The sequence below is a fragment of the Candidatus Bathyarchaeota archaeon genome (assembly GCA_029882535.1).
In the GTDB taxonomy this organism is placed as follows: Archaea; Thermoproteota; Bathyarchaeia; order Bathyarchaeales; family SOJC01; genus JAOUKM01.
Genome location: JAOUKM010000010.1, coordinates 30,229 through 46,792 on the forward strand (window position 1 = coordinate 30,229; position 16,564 = coordinate 46,792).

Sequence of the window (16,564 nt, forward strand, 5' to 3'; positions counted from 1 at the left end):
TTCTATAGAACTCTTCTATAAATAACTTCATCTCTTGTATAACAGTTTTTTAAACAAAAAAGTCTAATTTTTACGGGTTCCTCGACATTTCTCCGCCATCTTTTTGACAAAACCCTTTACTTTTTCTTTACTACCATACACCAACATATAACCGTCCTTTTGCATCTTGCAGGAAAGCCCTAATTCGCCAGCCAACTTTTCCACATTTTCTTTAAGAACGTCGTCTGAGGGAAGAACTCTTATCCAATGCTCACCTTTTGGAAGCCCTAGAATGAATCGTGAAGTTGTGGATTCGGCTTTTGGTTTCACTTCCTTTCTAGCATCTTCCAGTTTTTTAATCCAACGCTCCATGAAGGCCTGACCGAATTTTTCTTTCGCCATGTTTATGAGGTTGGATTCGACGTTTATTAGGTAATTCTCTATGGTTGGGATGGACTCTAGGTAGGATTGGTCTGCGTTGTAAACGTTTATCATGGTTTTTGCAGATCGCAAGGACGTCATAACTTCTGTGGGAATTGTTAATTGCTTTTTCCGAAATTCGGCGATGAGGGTTTCTAGGGTTTTCCACCATTGTTCGTAATCCATAGGTTTTTTCTCCTGTTGTTATTTTTTGTGAGGTTTGACTAAAAGAGTTAAGAAAGTGATTGCTTAGATAAGTTTTTATTAAAAAAGGATGGTTTTGTTTCGGAAAGGCTTTATTGTAGCTTGTGGAAAAAGATTGGTTGAGCCGGGGTAGCCTAGCCTGGTTTGGGCGCCAGACTCATAATCTGGAGAGCGAAGAAAGGGGCCTTGTGAGCCCAAGCCCAGAGGTCGCGAGTTCGAATCCCGCCCCCGGCACTACAACACAATGCATAGTAAACGTGTTATTTGCTTTTGTTTCATGAAAACCTTGACTATTTAAGAGGTTTTAGGTGACTGATCATTTTTCAAATCTGTTTGAATATGGAGACTGAAGGGAGACTAAGAGTTGAAGATAGACTAATTATAGAGTGGTATTCGTTCAATTCGCTAAAGAAGGCTTTCGTCGAGATATTTGAATGAAAATTCTTTGATTACGCCTTCATCAGTAACCATAACGAAGCTCTGAATATCCTCCATGTACTGTCCCCAATCGCTTCGGAATAGAGCTAATTTCTTAGCGTAGTCTCTGTAGTCTTTATGCAATGACATTATTACTCCAGTCATTCCTAATCCTTCACCTGAAGAAGCGAAAATTGCGTTTGAAAACTTTGCTGCATAGGCTCTAACTTTTCCAATTAGTTCTTCAGAAACTATCTTCGGATCCATTTTTGTGAATGTCAAAGCAAGCATTTCAAAGCCTAGCTTTCTCCAGTCAGGGATGATTGTATAACTTCTGATGAAACCTTCACGTTCAATTTTGCTACGAGTTCGTGTTATAGTTGGCTGTGAAACTCCTAGCTTTTTAGCTAACTTTCTATCGCTTTCCTTAGAGTTTCTTAGTAATTCTATTAATAATTTCTTAGGTAGATCTTTTCGCATAATTAACAATCTGTCAAAGTTGAATTTACGATTTTTGGTTTAAAGAATAAATGTATAAGATTCGTACAATTTTCATACATGTTTTAATAGAGAGACTGGAGGGAGGCTTAGGTCGTGTAGAGGCTGAAGAGAACTAAAGGGCTAAAGAGAGGTGGGCTGGTGCTTGGAATTTTTGTAGGTTATTCTAAGAGTTTTCTTATTTAATTTTTTATATAAGAAATTTCCAAAAGTCAAGTTATGAGCAAAATGAGTGTATGCTTCGTTTCTCTCAATTTTAAGATTCGATGCCAATACTTCTCTAGCAAGCGTTAGGAGACTCTAATGCGAGCACATTGTCTTCAGACAGTAGCAAAATACGCTATTGCAATAGATATCGAGTTGTTTATCCCATGCATTAATGCTGAAGCAATGGTATTTCCACCAGTTCGCTGCCACGCGTAACCAAGGACCATACCAGCAATGAACGCAGGAACAATCGCATACAGAGTATTGAGACCATGTAAAACCCCAAATAGAACAGAAGCGGCCAATAGACCTTTCATCTTCCCAAATGAGTTTTCAAAGCCTTTCTGAACAAATCCTCTAAAAGCCAACTCTTCTACAGGTCCAACCAGAACTAAAGATAGAACAATTAGAATAGCCAGTTGAGAAAAGTCTTTGGGTATTACTGCCTGAGAAAAAGGCTCTGCCATAGGATCGGGCCCAAAAACAATCTCTTCACCGATGGAAATACTTAAACCTAAAAGGAAAAGAAACACTGCAAGAACCGAAACGATCACTAGGATTCTAAAACTCGCCTTTTTCAAACCTAATTCCTTCAAACTGACATCTTTATATCTAGCGAACAAAAGTGTAACTCCTAGAAGAATCGTCTCATTTATAGGTAGAGATATTAGTGCAATCGGAAAAGGCAAGTCTATGAAATCCATTCCCATGCCAAATAGTACGAGTGACACCATTATTGAACTTATTAAGATTCCGCCGATTAGGGCAAAGTAACAAGCCAATGCTATCTTTGCGCTCCACTCGGATGGATTTTTCATTTCCTTTTCCTCAGTGTTAATTCTTAATGGCAGTTCTTATTTGTTCGTAGAAATAGATTCTCTTCTAATTTATAATTTCCGAGCTAAGAAAAAATTTGAGAATTCTCTAACCTTTTAGCTAGTTTAGAAAATAGAAACTTAGAAAACTTTGTGTATTCATGGAACTTCTTCTACTAGACGCTGACATAACTTACAAGCTTCTATAACATATAGACCTTTCTCAGTTGTTTTCCAAACACCAGACTCTTCAGCTATGAAGTTTTCCCTTTCTAAAGCTCTTAGATATTTCTCAAGCTGAGTGTGACTCAGTCTAGCCTTGTACATTATGTTTGTCTTCTTTGCTCCCTTTCTACCGATTTTCAGAATCTCCATAATTATATCATGTCTCGCTCTTCTATGAGACACTCAAACACCAATAACACATATGGTGTCAAAGCGAATAAAACACTATCTATGGATCACCACTACTCACAATCGTTTGGTTTAGCCTTCCCTCAGCCTCTCTCTTCCCTCTAGTCTCTCTATACTGATAGTTTGAACATACTGAAGCGTTGTATTATTAGACTAGTATGAACAGTGCGACTATAGCTATTACTGTTAGTATGATGAGTACTAAGAACACAGTTACCATAGGCAAATTATTTTCATCAGCATATTTTCCTGGGCTGTTGATGATACTGTACAGCAACATTCCAAGCGATATAGGTGACAGCATCCATGTCCATTCACTACTCAGGAATAATCCAATCCCAGAGACAATCAACAGAACAGCAGTGGAGACTTCAGCTATAAGATGAAATGATATCGCTTTAGGTTTTTCTCGCAGTTCTGGTACTTGTTTCTTCAAAAAGAGAGAAAGCCACATTCCAATCATCATAAGACCAACTAGAAGAGAATATGCTGCAACCATATTGCCTGCAGAGTGTAGACTCATTTACATTTCACCTATACACACTCACAATCTAAATGGACTTTCTAATTTTATAACTTTCTGACTGGAGAAAAAATAGGAGTTTATAAAATTTCAATCATGTTGCAAAGTAGAAAGTAGAAACACATAATGCGCACGCATTTAATTTGATTTTGAATAAGGATACACAATTAATAAACTAATTATATCGACAAGAAACACCATGTTTTCTTGGTGCTCTAAAGTGGGAGCAGAAAATTACTCTAAACCTGTTCAGACAGCCATAAATGAATACGTGCCTTCAGACACTATTGAAGAAACAAAGAGACATAGGTTCTCAGCACTTGTGGACGGAATGTGCATAGGAGTCGGCATAATTACCATCATTCTCGGATTATTAACCTCAATAACCACTGGACAATTAGCGTTTGGACTATCGTTAATTGTTGGCGGTCTTGTCATTCTAATGATCGGAACAGTTGTTGAGGCACATCATCTAGGTAAGATTCGTTAGAGTCCAGTGCGCGCGCGAACTCTATAAACAAAGGAATCTCTAAGTCAAAAACCAGAAAACTATTGGCTAACACTTTCTCAAACTCAAACATACTCTGATTCCTTGTAATGCTCTCAATTAGAATCTTTCAAACGCTCTTACTTCAAGAACTCTTGCTCCACGAGTGAGAACATTTAGTACATTTGAAATGCTCCAAAGTTCTTTCTCGTCTTATACCTGCATGTTCACCAGAAATGCTTGAGAACCAACGAAACGCTTCTCCGTTTCCACATTTAGGGCATGTACGTGAAACTTTCGCATAATGTTCTTTGGACTTATCAACAACGTAGATAGCAGGACTCTTTTTCTCAACCTTTTTAGCTTCTACTCTTGGTCTCGAGAAAATCAGTCTCTTGCACTTTGGACACCATAATCCTTCCGCTGTTTCCCTCAGATAAGAGCCACATTCATCACAGAACCTCATATTTGCTCACATTCTCATATCCACACCGCCAAGTTAAGGTTTCTAATTTATAATTTCTAATTTCTCAATTTGTTTAGAAATAGAAACTTAGAAACCCTAACTGCTCACGCTACGTGCAAGTTAATCAGAGATTCATAAAACATATCTTGATCAGAATCTAACTTTCATCGATTAAACATGTTCTCCAATAAGAAGGAAAAACCAGAAACATATCCACAAGGCAGTAATGCAAAGCTATCATTGTCTGAAATCAAGACAATCTTGAGAACTGTACGTCGCGATAAGGCCTTTTACTTCTACGAAGGAATAGGAAAGCCCACTGAACAAGTGGCCACAAGCCTAATTGATTTCCGCGATAAAGTAAACACTGTCCCGTCCGCATCACTAGTCTTTCATCTGAGGCGAAAAGATTTTGGGAATTGGATTAGAGATGTCATAAGAGATTCTGCTCTAGCGAGAAGAATTGGCAACATCAACCCTAACACTTTCGATTTGAAAATGAAACTACATGCAACAGTCAACATACGAATCAAAGAACTAAAAGAGATGCTACCAACGCCAACGGTCATTTCTGAAGATTTTTCTATCGCTCACACTACTCCGCTATAGATCCTTACGCGAAAAAAAGTTCTAACTTTGCTAACACGGTTGAAATGCTAAAGCAAATATATAGCGACTTTGATTTGAAGTTTAGTGCCTCTTGATGCTTATCAGTGAGATAACATGCAAGTCTCTACTTAATCGAAGTCGTTTGGCAGACTACTGTATTAATCCATATGTTGGTTGTGGTCACGGTTGCAAATATTGCTATGCAGAATCATATACTCGACGTTTTACAAGGCATAAGGAACTATGGGGACAATTCGTAGATGTTAAGGTTAATGCCCTACAAGTCTTAGAGAAAGCGATTCCAAGACATCCAAAAGGTCGAGTATTCTTAAGCTCCCTTACAGACGCCTACCAACCATTAGAGAGCAAGTATGGAATCACTAGGGAAATTCTGAAGATTCTTCTAGATTATCAGTTTCCAATTTCAATCCAAACGAAATCTTCTCTAGTGCTCAGAGACTTGGATTTGCTTTCAAAGTTTGACAGTTGCGAAGTAGGTTTCACCATCACTAGTCTTGATGAAAGCGTTAGGAAGATATTCGAACCTCACTCTTCGCCTGCTTCTGAGAGACTAGATGCAATAAAGAAGCTGAAGAAAAAAGGAATTATCACATATGTTTTCTTCGGACCGATACTGCCTCTTCTATCCGATAGAAACCTAGAAGAATACTTTCAAACTCTCGCAGAGCTGAAGGTTGACTATGTGTACGTCGACAAGCTAAACCTTAAGCCAGGTCTTTGGAATGTGCTTGAAGAAACTGTGAAGATGAAATACCCTCAACTAGTGAGTGAATGGCAGACTGTTCTACGCTCGAAAAATGACTACTATGTGAGAGTTCGATCGATTATTCAAGACATTTGCCTCGAAAAGAAGTTGGAATGCGAAATGTGTTTTTAGATGAAATGCTTTAACAGATTATTGCGGTGCAGTAAGATTTTTGGTTTAGCCTCTCTTAAGTCTCTTTGTTTAAAGGGATTTCAATCGCAGGTATTAAATACCAATTCTGTAAGGATTTTATTGCTGGTGAAAGATTTTTGGTGAAAAGGGAAGTTCACTATTTTGAAGAGTCTGGAGCTCAGAATACCGATCTGACAATAGAAGCAGCTAAAAATGCTGCCATGAGTCTGGGCTTGAAATACTTAGTTGTTGCATCTGCGACTGGATTGACTGGCGTGAAGACAACAGAGGCATTAAAGGATACAGGCGTGAAGGTTGTCGTAGTAACCGAATATGCAGGAATGGCGGAATTCACGGAAGCTAACAGAAAGAAGCTTGAAGAGATGAACGCGAAGATCGTTACAAGCACACACTCTTTCTTATCCCCTGCCGAATCTATATCTCAGCTCCACACAGGCTACTGCAGTGAGAACACGATAATTAAGGATGTCCTGAGAAGATTCTCGCAGGGTATGAAAGTCACTGCCGAGATAGTGATGATGGCGACTGATGTCGGTGCAGTACCTCCTGGTGAGGATGTAGTCTCCATTGCTGGGACAGGAAAGGGAGCAGATACTTCAGTAATTGTAAAATCGTGCCATTCAAATGACTTCTTCCATAGAGAGAAAGGAATAGAATTTAGAGAAATCATCGCTATGCCGAGGAAAAAGAAATTCTGGTAAACTAAATTCTGAGCACGCAACTCCTATTTTTTATATATTTTTTCCTTGATTTTCTAATTTGTGATTTCTAACTTTTTGATTGGTTTAGAAATGGAAACTTAGAAACCTTTGACTTGTTGTTGAGCAAGTCTTTGAAGAGTTTAATTCTAAAAAGTAGAGAAGGGTTCTAAATTGCTCTTAGACGCTGAAAACGCCCGTATTGCATTAGCGCTTCAGCCTTTTTTGCTTTATATTCACTTTGCATGATTTTTCACCTCGAATAAACCGTTACGATGAAGTTACTTTAAATAGCGACGCACATGTTGAAGACACTTGAAGAAAACTCAAATTGCAGTCACAATTTGTTACTAGAGCAAAATCTCTATGTTCATTGCTACTCATATCGAGTCAAGTACATTGGTTTACTTGTGTCTTCAAGGTTGTGTGCGACTTTGAGGTGCGCGCCAGAATATTTCCTTTTACATTTTCAAAACTTGAGTAATAACAAGAGCAATAATGTAGAAAACTATTGCCATTGGGAAAATTATCCAAATCTCAAGGAAATTGATTAATACACCTAATATTATTGGCATAACTATCCCTATAATGCTCATAGGAATAAACTGCAGGCTGTAAGCAGTTCCTCTTGATTTCGGCGGTATGATTTTTGCGACCAACGAAGTTGTGATTGGCATAGTCATAATATTGAAGAATCCATAAGCAAGGTAGAATACTACAGTTTGGATTGTTGAAGTTGAGACAAACATACAGAACAAAGCGATAGTCACCGTTGAAACAATCAATGTAAGGGATCTTCTCCATCCTAACTTATCCCCTGCATAACCTCCTATAATGACACTTGTCAAACCAATTAGGGGACTTAAACCGAAAATGATGCTTGCCAGACTAGCATCTAGCCCTTTACTTCCAGTGAGATAGGTTGTTAGATATGTTGAAATTGTTCCATCCGCAGCACTTCTGAAAAGCATTAGTAGAAGAAAAGACAAGAAAGTGACAGACAGAACATCCTTTAACGGTGTAGTCAGACCTTTTCCTTTTCTCTCATCATGCTCCACAAGAGAAGGCTTATTCACATTCACGAAAAAGGCTGTAACTGCAAAAACCGATATTGGCACAACCCAAATTAAATAAACGTATCTCCAATCAAACCAACTTAGAATAAGTCCTAATGTAATAGGCCCGAGAGAAATTCCAAAAGTACCGCTTGCACCGTGAAAACCTAACCCCCTACTTAAGAAATCTGAAGATGAAATGCTGCTGGTCGCACTCAAAGCTGGCGGATGATAAAAGGTTGATGCCAGAGCAGTTAAGGAAAAACATAGAACGATAATCTCCACCGTAGGAAATAACATTATCAAAGAAGCAGCAAGCACTTCCAGAAATAGACTGAACGATATAAGCTTCGTGTGACTCAAGCGATCAGCAAGCAAACCACTCGGAACTGAAAAAATTAGTGAGAAGGCTCGAGGGAGAGATACAATAATGCTTGCAATGACAATAGATAACCTATATTCACTAATTAGAATAGGTAAAAGAGCAAGGGGGAGATTTGTGTAGACATGAAGCAAAGTGTGAGAACCACATAAAAAAAGCAATCTAAGCTTAAAATCCCCCTTTACCACAAGTCCACCAGATGCAGATATGGAGTCTGATCTATCCCACAATATAAACTCTTTAGCACAATAACGCGTGCGCTTGAAACACTACATTCAAGTCTCTCTGTAATGATGGTTTGAATATACTAGAAGGTCGTATGAGCTTAACTAGGTTGCATGTAGCCATAAACTTTCTAAGTTTATAATTTTCTAACAGCATGCATGCATATCGTTTAGTATCTTTTCTAGAGCTTATTGAAGCTTGTTATCTTCTCAAGAGGCTTCCTTCTTTTTTGGTGGTGTTTCTCACTGGGATATCCAAAATAAACAAGCGCTACGACTCTCCAATTGTCAGAAATGTTTAACAGTCGTTTGACCTTGTCTTCGTTGAAGCTTCCTATCCAACATGATCCGACTCCCATAACCCAAGCAGTAATGACCATGTTCTGTAATGCAATTGAAGTCCCAATAATAGACCATTTTCTATTAAGAAACCTCATATTTGCACATCCGACGACGGTAATTGGTGAATCTTTGATATGCTTGGTGAAGAGTCGTTTGGGTAACTCTTTTTTGATCTCATATTCGGTTAAAACGATGAAGTGCAATGGTTTCTATTCATTGCTGATGGAGCTTGTTTCTCCGCTTCAAGAATCTTATATAATACATCCTTAGGAATTTCCTTCCGCTCATAATGTCTGACGCTTCAGCAGCTAAGAACAACATCAACTAAGGATGTTGAATGTGCACTGGCATCTGCCATAGGAACTTGGTCATCATTGTAGCTATCCTTTGAGGAGAGAAGGGAGAAGAAGTTTTTCCAAACAAATGTTCCTCCATCATTCCGCACGCGTGATATTTACAAGTCATTTTAAGGTCGATTTCAAATACCTTCTGGACCTTCGAATGGTCTTTTGGGCATTGGGCGACGTCTTATAGGATTCAACGGTTCAAACGGATCAAAAGGATAAAGTGGTTCTAAAGGCTGATCTGATAAGCGCAGGAGAACGTATGTCACAGGCCTTTGATCATTGCCATTTCTGTTTTTTTGAAAGGAGAAAGGAGAAGAGTTCTTTTTCAAAACAAGTTTCCTCCATTGTGCCTATGACATGCGTCATAATAATATGACATGTGTCATGCTTATATACTTTTTGCACCTAGATTAGCACTAAGATAGATCTTTGCAAAAATAACACTTACGGAAGAAAACTTTATACTCGTAGTCTCTTAAAGTTGGAAAAGTGAAAGGTGAACATGTTGTCTAAAGTCATCATTGTTTATGAGTCGAAGTATGGTAACACTAAACTTGTGGCGAAAACAATCATAGAAGGAATGAGAGAAGTTGAAGGAACAGAAGTTGTCCTCAGTAAACTCAAAGAAGTTGATCTTGAGAAAATCCCTGATTATAATGCGATTTTGATTGGATCTCCGAATCATTGGGGCGGACCAACCAGAGGCATCAAAAAGTTCATCGACAAACTCGGCAAGCTTTCTTTAAAGGGAACGATGTTTGCTGTTTTTGACACACACATATCAAAGGAGATTTTGAAAAAGCTGTGAAGAAGATGGAGAAGAGAATAAAAGAAAAAATTCCAGAATCTAAATTGTTGATTTCTGGGCTGTCAATAAAGGTTCAGGGAATGAAGGGTCCGATTCTAGAGGAAGAGTTTCCCAAATGTAAAGAGTTTGGAAAAAGCGTAGCGGTTAAGTTGAGGATTTGACAAAACATTTAAGATGTTTGTTGATTTTGTTGAGGTGGATGTGTATGCCTCGGTAGCTCAGTGGCTAGAGCAACAGCCTTGTAAGCTGTAGGTCGCGGGTTCAATTCCCGCTCGGGGCTTCCTTATGGTTTTCTGTTGGTTTGTGTGTGTTTGGTGCTTTGACTAGACTGCCCTATTAGGCGGCAAATAGGCTGGCATTTGAAGAAAAGGGGGAGTTAGGGTTTGGTTTCTTTTTCGAAGAGGAGGTAGTGGTTGACTAGGGTTGGGGTTCCTTGGGCTTGGTAAGTGTGGAGGTGCCAGCCTTGTTTTTGGTACTCTTGGATTGCTTTGGCGATTTTTTTGTGGTGCCCGACTTGGATGCATATGTATTCTTTCATTCTAGCTCACCTGTGAAGTCTTGAGGTAGGTTGGTTTCTTAAGGTTTTGTTCGGTGTTTATTGGCTGTAATCATTATAGAAAAGGGGTGTGTTTGTGTGGGTTATTTGCTCCATGTTTGGTTTGAGAACTCTATTGCGTCTAGGACTTTTTGTTTGAAGCCGTTGTTTTTGCATCCAAATGTGTACATTACTAAGCTTTCGTAGGCGAAGAAGTGCATGCTTTTTCCGGGGTAGACTATTTTCGGCTTAGCAATCTCCACATCTGTATTTTTGATAAGTTCTTTTTATTGACTTCTTAATCTTGGTATTAACATTGGCACCTTTTTCTTATAATCTTCATATTCTTTGCCAAATTCTTTAATCAGCTCTTCCTCTTCCTTCCTTGATATGAGGAAAACAAGCACAATCATCAAGGGGGTAGAGAGTAAAGAATACCATGCGGATAATAGAAACGAGATTCCCACATGTGCAAGTAATCCGCCAAGGTATTGTGGATGTCTAACAATAGAATAGCTCCCTCTGGTGACAATTTTCTCTGTTCTATGCGTTTCTGCTGCCTTTAGGGTTGTCTCTTTTACGCCGTTGATTGCAAGCCAAGCACCGGCTATAAGGAATGATATGCAGATTGTCAGGTGGAGCAGAGGAATTGGGAAATTGACAACTGGAAGTAGGACTGATAAATTCTGAAGAATTGGAATAGTAAATCTGTGCTGAGGTGAACCCCAGATTCCCATCCAAAAGAAAAAGAAACCCCATCCTGAAATGAGCCCATAAATCTCACCAATTTTAGTTCCTTTCCCCTTTCCATATCTTTCTTGAAGTTTTAGATGCTCAACCGACAAAAAATGAAGTGGTATTGTTGCAATCGCGCCTAATATGGAAATGAGAAACCATATACACATTTTACCACTTTTGAGTTCCAATACTTGGATTATTTACTGATGTTTCTTCTCGATGCTAATTAGTTCTTTTGGTTCTCCTATAACTTTTCTGCGCGTGTTTATTTATTTTAAGGCTTTCTCTTTTCTCTGGCGGCGCGTGACTATATGTTAGATGCAGGAAACGAGAGTTGCGAAAAGCTTGTTCTCAGCTTTCTTAAGGTGTTCTTGAAATGTTGTTCTTGGTACTCGCTTTTTGGCAGCGATTGACTGAACATCAGCTTTTCTTGGTTGTTAATCTTTGTTTTGTTGTGCGCCACTGTCCTCTATACCCAAAAGCATACCTCACCAAACTAAACAACCTCGCCCACAAATTCACAAACCATAAAATCGTATAAAACGGCGTATAATACAACAACCACTTATGGTTATGTTCTCCATATGCAAACCGCAAGGCAATAGCTTGAGCTACAACTCCCACCGACAACGCATAACCTCCAAACCACAGCAAATTCAACACAAACAAGATCCTGTCAGGGGCAAACCAAAACAAAAACGGAAAACTCGCAACTGCAGCAAGTTCCACAAAAGCTCCAAAATACTCCACCACTAAACTATACCACAACAACAAACTCAACCAACGCCGACTCAACAACGCGTCCCGATGAACTCCCAACGTGTTATGCAACCAACCTACAAACCACCGCAACCGCTGACTCCCAAAACTACTAAAATCCCCAGGTGCCACCGTCCCGCTTCTCGCAGTGTTCAAATATCCTATCTTGTATCCCCTCTTCTGTAGCTCTAGCGTAATCTCAGAATCCTCAGCCACTGACTTTAAACTCCTTTCATTCAGAATATCCCTAAGCATATCCGCCTCAAACAACCCAATCGCCCCAGGAACCACTAAAACCGCATCCCCCAAACCCTGAGCACACCGAAAAACACCTAATCCTTGGCTATACTCTAACTGCTGCAAAATCACCAGCGGATTCTCCTCGGCTTCGCCATCACTAGGATGAACGTAACCTGTCACTGCCACCCTCCCATCCGCTCGCATATACTCCACCAAACTACTGAGAGCATCTGGCTGCCACCAGGAATCAGCATCCACCACCGCTATCACTTGCCCCAACGCTCGGTTCGCTCCACTCCGAAGAGCCTCCACCTTCCCCAAATTCACCATATGCCGCACAACCCGCCCCCGAACCTTAGGATACTTCTGCATATTCAACTGCACACTAGCAAATGCCACCTCATACGTATTATCCATACTCCCATCATCCATCACAATAATTTCAACAGGTCCAAGATACTCAGCCGCACACCGGAACAAACTACCGATACACCGCGGTAGTTGCCTCGCCTCATTAAAAGCCGGTACCACAAACGAAACCATCGGATAAAACCCAATCCTCCACCGCTTCGCCCTGCGTCGCGATAGCCAAGCACCAACCGCTAACAAACCTCCAACGCCGATGGCTAAGAATGTAAACCACGAATAATACAACATAACAGCAACATGCCACAGCAAACCCGCAGGCTTAAGCAGAGGCTCATACCCAAAAACATTCATTGATAACCACTGAGCCAAAACAGGAAAACCCCACCACGAAACAAACGCCAAAACGAATGGTAGCACCAACAGTAAGTAATATAGACGACTGGTTTTCGGCTTCGAAAACGCCACATTTCTCCCTTCAGCAGAAACTAGGGTTAGACTAGAAATAAAGCCCTATTCCCCAAAAAACAATATTCCACCAAAAAAAGCATCACACAAGCCATAAATAACTTATTAGCAATCTTAAGAAGAGACAACACCACGGTGTCGTCAATGGACGAACAATCCCGCTACCATACATTGCTCCGAGACCCTGCTCGCCGAAAAATAATTGAGATACTGGGCGAACAGGAGAAGATAGGCTTCAAAGGGCTAAAACAGATGCTGGGGCTAGGCGTTGGCACTGTCTACTACCATTTGGACATGCTCTCAGACTACCTAACTCAAGATAAACGGCGGAAATACAAGCTGAATGATCGTGGGCGGCTTCTTTATAAATCGTTGAAAGGTGTGAGTGTGCCGTCGACGCTGCAGCTAGGTGAAACTTTTAGCCATCGCTTGGCTAAGTGGCTGTTCTTGTCGCCTATCTTCGCGAAGACCACTCAACCCTTAAGGCTGTTGCCTCTCTCGCTTGTAGTTTTGGTTTTGGGTGCTCTCGGCTCCGCTTTTGCCTCATCGCAGTCATTATTATTCTTTTACTCGTCCTTTACCGCTTACCAATTTGAAACGACGGCTCTGCTGTACCTTTTCAACTGGGTCAGCCTCTTTCTCTTCTCAGACTTGGTCATCTATTTGTTCTTCAGACGGATTGGTGGAGATTTGCAGTTGTTTGTCTGCCTTGGAATTGCGTCCTTTCCTACGGCTTTGTTTCCCTACATCTACATGTTCCTCTCTTACGAGATTGCCCGTTACTTTCTTTTAGTTCTCATAATTTGGAGTGTAATGTTGCTGTCTTCAGCGTATTCCTTCAGCAAAGGACTACGCATAGACAAATCTATCGTGATGAGCTTGTTGGTGCTTTACTTAAACACTGCAGTCTTGCTAGCAACAGGGCAGTTATCATAAAAAGTTCGAGGTTTCTAGAACTGTTCTATCGCGATATTCGAGTTTTCTAGAAGCGATTTCCTTAAAAGAAGCCGCTTCTAAGTTTATTTTGGTGAAAAACGCTTGAAAACAAGGAAAAACTTGATCGGACCAACAATCTTGGCGATTTTGACGATGTCTCTAGCGCTTCCGTTGATTGCTCAACCAGCGTCTGCGCAGACTTTGACAAAACCTGAAATCTTGACCTACCGTGAGAAATGGCAGTGGATCAAAACCGACAAAATAAACATAATTTTTCCATCTGGCGGAAAGAAACCTATGTTTTTGTGGTGGTATGCAAATGACACAAGCAACATCTATGTGGTTAAATACAAAGGCCTTATCGAATTCATGACCTTTGATTATCCATACTACAGACGTGTATACGAAGCAACTGAGCAAAAAATGCAGACAATGTTAAATGAAAGATACTTTGGTCCGAAACAGCACATTCTTCAAGCAGCGATACGAAATAGAATACAACAGCAACTTCAGCAACTTGCGTTTTTGTATGGGTTACACAGGCCTTATTTACCTTTTAGCGCTTGTCAATGGAACTTAACGGGTCCGACAGAAGTGACACAAGGCGACGTACAATACCTATCCTTCAACTTTACTTTAGTCAAAGTGCCGTTTACAAACCTCGAATTCGCAGAAAACAACGTTATCATAAGATGTAGGTTTTACTACACTCCTGCAACAGAAAACGTTGATGATCTCTACACTTACACCGTCGGTGGAGGCGAACTCAAAATGGACCTCATTGTCAAAAACTGGACATGGAACATCGATCTAATACAACCACTACTAGCAGAGCTTGCAGAAAACGGCATAGATGTGCCCATTAGAAAAGCAGGGCTGGCTTTGTGGATAAACCTTGCATCGATTCCGATAGAAAAAATCAATCTCGCCGAACAAGACGTAGAAACTACAGATGGAAATATAGAGGCTTCATCGATGACTCAAAGCATGTATGTTGAAGGAACACAAGTAGGCATAATTCAAAACAAAACGTTAACTGAGCACGAGCAACCGATGACAGCACGAGCAAGGCTTAGAGAACGCTTCAGACTACGCTTCGAAAGAGGAAACGCAACTTTTGCAGGATTCTTCAAATTCGTTCCAAAAGCCATACTTCGAGACGGCGAAAATATGACAGTGGTAGATGTCAAAGCCTCCTATATTCCCGCAGGTCACCACATGAGATTATTCCTTTGCTACCCATACTTTGGCAACAAAACTCTGGAACACGACCCTTCACTGGGATTGGAAACTCTTCCAACACTAATAACCCCCGAGCTACTTCTGCTACTGGTTGGCACGGCATCAATCATTACCTTAGTAATCTTAGCTGTCCGCTGGAAAAGAAAAGCATTAAACATCGTAGGAACCCTATAAACCACACCTTTTTTCTTTTTTTGCGGTTTTTCAGACTGCCCGCAAGAGAACATATATCTAGAACTTAGAATGCAATTCTCGACGAATTCCCAGCCTTACGCAGAAAGTCGAATAATATCTCCAAAGATAACTCAGATCCCCAAAAAATATAGATTGAGCACTCCCATAGGCTAGTCGGATTAAGTCTGAATAAATACTTCCCCTTCATAAACAATTAATCAAGCTACAAACATTTTTTCTAGAGAAGAGGAGGAAGCAAAGTTGGATTTACACACTCTCCTAAAATCATTCTTCAACTCCATTAACTCCATCGCCGAATGCAATATTCTTGGCGTATCCATTTTTATCTGGCTTCTCTTATTCACTGGACTATTTCTCGTCTTTGCTGCGTTAGAGAAAAAGATGCGCTAAGCGAACCTAATCGTTAAGGCTTCTTTATCCAATATATTGTCGGGCCGCCCTTAATCCGGGGACAGTTATTGTTGCTAGAATTGCCACTTAATATTTCAATGACTTCCTTGTAACTTTGCATGTATTCAACACCTTTCTTCGTCGTCTTATACACATTCTTTCCATTTACTTCTATAATTTCAAGCAGCTGTATTTTCAGCAACAATTTAAGGTACGTATTCAATTGGGAAAAACTCAAGTTGGCTTTATACATAATCTGAGTTTTCAGTGCTCCATCTTTAGAAATGTCAAGGATTTCTGCAATAATCAATAAGCGGTCTCTACGTTTACGCGGGTTATCCCAGTTTATCAATCTGTACACCTTGTCTAGAAATGTTGTCTATAACATTCTCGGGTAGGGTGTGTTAAAAGGGGTGTTTCGCAAGATTCCATATTACGTGGAACGACATATCTTTCCCCGCAATTTTAGTTTAGTGCTTCTAAAGAAGCCTTGAAGGTTTTCTTTTTGAGTAGAACAGTTTTTTGGATTCAGAATGGTGAAGTGTTCTTCTTTTTTGAGGATTGATGTGTTGGTGTATTTGTGTGCGACATTCCTACAAAAATGTTTATTAAGACTTCATATATCATACACGGTTGGGTCCAAAAATGCTCAACCAAAGGTTCTCCATAATAATACTCTTAACAGTTATGACAATGACAGTCACAGCAGTGGTTCTCACTTCCGGAATACTATTCGGAAACAGAACCATCAACAATCAAGGCAACGTCAACTCTATAGGAGTAGGCGTCTACTGGGAAAACACATGCATAAACGAAGTATCCACTATCAACTGGGGCTATTTAGAACCCGGTTCAAGTCAAAACATCACTATCTACATTCG

The 16,564-nt window shown here is 40.1% G+C and carries 22 protein-coding genes and 2 tRNA genes; 11 read left to right on the top strand and 13 right to left on the bottom strand.

Annotation, left to right across the window (positions count from 1 at the left end; all coding sequences use genetic code 11):
* Positions 1-63 precede the first annotated feature (63 nt).
* On the bottom strand, positions 64-585 hold the full coding sequence (locus tag OEX01_04235) for a DUF2096 domain-containing protein (protein ID MDH5448196.1): 522 nt from the start codon (positions 583-585) through the stop codon (positions 64-66).
* Between the two features lie 141 nt (positions 586-726).
* On the opposite strand from OEX01_04235, the gene OEX01_04240 reads away from it, so the two are divergent.
* A tRNA-Met gene (locus OEX01_04240) sits at positions 727-837 on the top strand.
* Positions 838-1,008: 171 nt separating this feature from the next.
* On the opposite strand, the gene OEX01_04245 is transcribed toward OEX01_04240, so the two are convergent.
* From OEX01_04245 to OEX01_04260, 4 genes are all read right to left on the bottom strand, one after another.
* The gene (locus tag OEX01_04245) at positions 1,009-1,500 is read right to left on the bottom strand and encodes a winged helix-turn-helix transcriptional regulator (GenBank protein ID MDH5448197.1); all 492 of its coding nucleotides are present in this window, start codon (positions 1,498-1,500) and stop codon (positions 1,009-1,011) included.
* A gap of 338 nt (positions 1,501-1,838) precedes the next feature.
* Positions 1,839-2,543, bottom strand: coding sequence for a CPBP family intramembrane metalloprotease (locus OEX01_04250; GenBank protein MDH5448198.1), 705 nt, complete (start codon positions 2,541-2,543; stop codon positions 1,839-1,841).
* A 156-nt stretch (positions 2,544-2,699) separates the two neighbouring features.
* Positions 2,700-2,948 carry a winged helix-turn-helix domain-containing protein gene (locus OEX01_04255; protein ID MDH5448199.1) on the bottom strand — a complete coding sequence of 83 codons (249 nt, stop codon included), beginning with the start codon at positions 2,946-2,948 and terminating at the stop codon, positions 2,700-2,702.
* Positions 2,949-3,102: 154 nt separating this feature from the next.
* A complete protein-coding gene (locus OEX01_04260; protein ID MDH5448200.1) occupies positions 3,103-3,477 on the bottom strand; it encodes a hypothetical protein in 375 nt (124 codons plus the stop codon).
* A gap of 220 nt (positions 3,478-3,697) precedes the next feature.
* Between OEX01_04260 and OEX01_04265 the strand changes: the two genes are divergently transcribed.
* The 4 genes from OEX01_04265 (at position 3,698) to OEX01_04280 (ending at position 6,659) form a co-directional block, all read left to right on the top strand.
* Positions 3,698-3,967 (top strand): hypothetical protein, encoded by a 270-nt coding sequence (locus OEX01_04265; GenBank protein MDH5448201.1) that lies wholly within the window; start codon positions 3,698-3,700, stop codon positions 3,965-3,967.
* Positions 3,968-4,670: 703 nt separating this feature from the next.
* The gene (locus OEX01_04270) at positions 4,671-5,039 is read left to right on the top strand and encodes a DUF5752 family protein (GenBank protein ID MDH5448202.1); all 369 of its coding nucleotides are present in this window, start codon (positions 4,671-4,673) and stop codon (positions 5,037-5,039) included.
* Positions 5,040-5,181: 142 nt separating this feature from the next.
* A complete protein-coding gene (locus tag OEX01_04275; protein ID MDH5448203.1) occupies positions 5,182-5,937 on the top strand; it encodes a radical SAM protein in 756 nt (251 codons plus the stop codon).
* A 140-nt stretch (positions 5,938-6,077) separates the two neighbouring features.
* Positions 6,078-6,659: a hypothetical protein gene (locus OEX01_04280; protein ID MDH5448204.1), complete on the top strand. Its 582-nt coding sequence runs from the start codon at positions 6,078-6,080 to the stop codon at positions 6,657-6,659.
* Positions 6,660-7,117: 458 nt separating this feature from the next.
* Here the strand turns inward: OEX01_04280 and OEX01_04285 are convergent, their stop codons facing one another.
* Positions 7,118-8,281 carry an MFS transporter gene (locus OEX01_04285; GenBank protein ID MDH5448205.1) on the bottom strand — a complete coding sequence of 388 codons (1,164 nt, stop codon included), beginning with the start codon at positions 8,279-8,281 and terminating at the stop codon, positions 7,118-7,120.
* A gap of 218 nt (positions 8,282-8,499) precedes the next feature.
* Complete coding sequence (locus OEX01_04290; protein MDH5448206.1) at positions 8,500-8,862, bottom strand: nitroreductase family protein; 363 nt, start codon at positions 8,860-8,862, stop codon at positions 8,500-8,502.
* Positions 8,863-9,511: 649 nt separating this feature from the next.
* Between OEX01_04290 and OEX01_04295 the strand changes: the two genes are divergently transcribed.
* The 3 genes from OEX01_04295 (at position 9,512) to OEX01_04305 (ending at position 10,094) form a co-directional block, all read left to right on the top strand.
* Entirely contained in the window at positions 9,512-9,814 is a 303-nt protein-coding gene (locus OEX01_04295; GenBank protein MDH5448207.1) for a flavodoxin domain-containing protein, read from the top strand.
* A gap of 5 nt (positions 9,815-9,819) precedes the next feature.
* Positions 9,820-9,975, top strand: a complete 156-nt coding sequence (locus OEX01_04300) for a hypothetical protein (GenBank protein MDH5448208.1) — start codon at positions 9,820-9,822, stop codon at positions 9,973-9,975.
* A 46-nt stretch (positions 9,976-10,021) separates the two neighbouring features.
* A tRNA-Thr gene (locus OEX01_04305) sits at positions 10,022-10,094 on the top strand.
* Between the two features lie 96 nt (positions 10,095-10,190).
* On the opposite strand, the gene OEX01_04310 is transcribed toward OEX01_04305, so the two are convergent.
* The 5 genes from OEX01_04310 to OEX01_04330 all read right to left on the bottom strand — a co-directional run bounded on the left by OEX01_04310 (position 10,191) and on the right by OEX01_04330 (position 12,824).
* Complete coding sequence (locus OEX01_04310; GenBank protein MDH5448209.1) at positions 10,191-10,352, bottom strand: hypothetical protein; 162 nt, start codon at positions 10,350-10,352, stop codon at positions 10,191-10,193.
* A gap of 101 nt (positions 10,353-10,453) precedes the next feature.
* Complete coding sequence (locus OEX01_04315) at positions 10,454-10,612, bottom strand: hypothetical protein (GenBank protein ID MDH5448210.1); 159 nt, start codon at positions 10,610-10,612, stop codon at positions 10,454-10,456.
* 24 nt (positions 10,613-10,636) lie between these two features.
* Positions 10,637-11,254 carry an isoprenylcysteine carboxylmethyltransferase family protein gene (locus OEX01_04320; protein MDH5448211.1) on the bottom strand — a complete coding sequence of 206 codons (618 nt, stop codon included), beginning with the start codon at positions 11,252-11,254 and terminating at the stop codon, positions 10,637-10,639.
* A gap of 147 nt (positions 11,255-11,401) precedes the next feature.
* On the bottom strand, positions 11,402-11,497 hold the full coding sequence (locus OEX01_04325; protein ID MDH5448212.1) for a hypothetical protein: 96 nt from the start codon (positions 11,495-11,497) through the stop codon (positions 11,402-11,404).
* 10 nt (positions 11,498-11,507) lie between these two features.
* Positions 11,508-12,824 (bottom strand): glycosyltransferase family 2 protein, encoded by a 1,317-nt coding sequence (locus tag OEX01_04330; GenBank protein ID MDH5448213.1) that lies wholly within the window; start codon positions 12,822-12,824, stop codon positions 11,508-11,510.
* 240 nt (positions 12,825-13,064) lie between these two features.
* On the opposite strand from OEX01_04330, the gene OEX01_04335 reads away from it, so the two are divergent.
* The gene (locus OEX01_04335) at positions 13,065-13,856 is read left to right on the top strand and encodes a winged helix-turn-helix domain-containing protein (protein MDH5448214.1); all 792 of its coding nucleotides are present in this window, start codon (positions 13,065-13,067) and stop codon (positions 13,854-13,856) included.
* Positions 13,857-13,958: 102 nt separating this feature from the next.
* Complete coding sequence (locus OEX01_04340; protein ID MDH5448215.1) at positions 13,959-15,272, top strand: hypothetical protein; 1,314 nt, start codon at positions 13,959-13,961, stop codon at positions 15,270-15,272.
* A gap of 424 nt (positions 15,273-15,696) precedes the next feature.
* Here the strand turns inward: OEX01_04340 and OEX01_04345 are convergent, their stop codons facing one another.
* The gene (locus tag OEX01_04345; protein ID MDH5448216.1) at positions 15,697-16,035 is read right to left on the bottom strand and encodes a winged helix-turn-helix domain-containing protein; all 339 of its coding nucleotides are present in this window, start codon (positions 16,033-16,035) and stop codon (positions 15,697-15,699) included.
* Between the two features lie 335 nt (positions 16,036-16,370).
* On the opposite strand from OEX01_04345, the gene OEX01_04350 reads away from it, so the two are divergent.
* The coding region (locus tag OEX01_04350) for a hypothetical protein (GenBank protein ID MDH5448217.1) at positions 16,371-16,564 on the top strand (194 nt) is incomplete at its 3' end.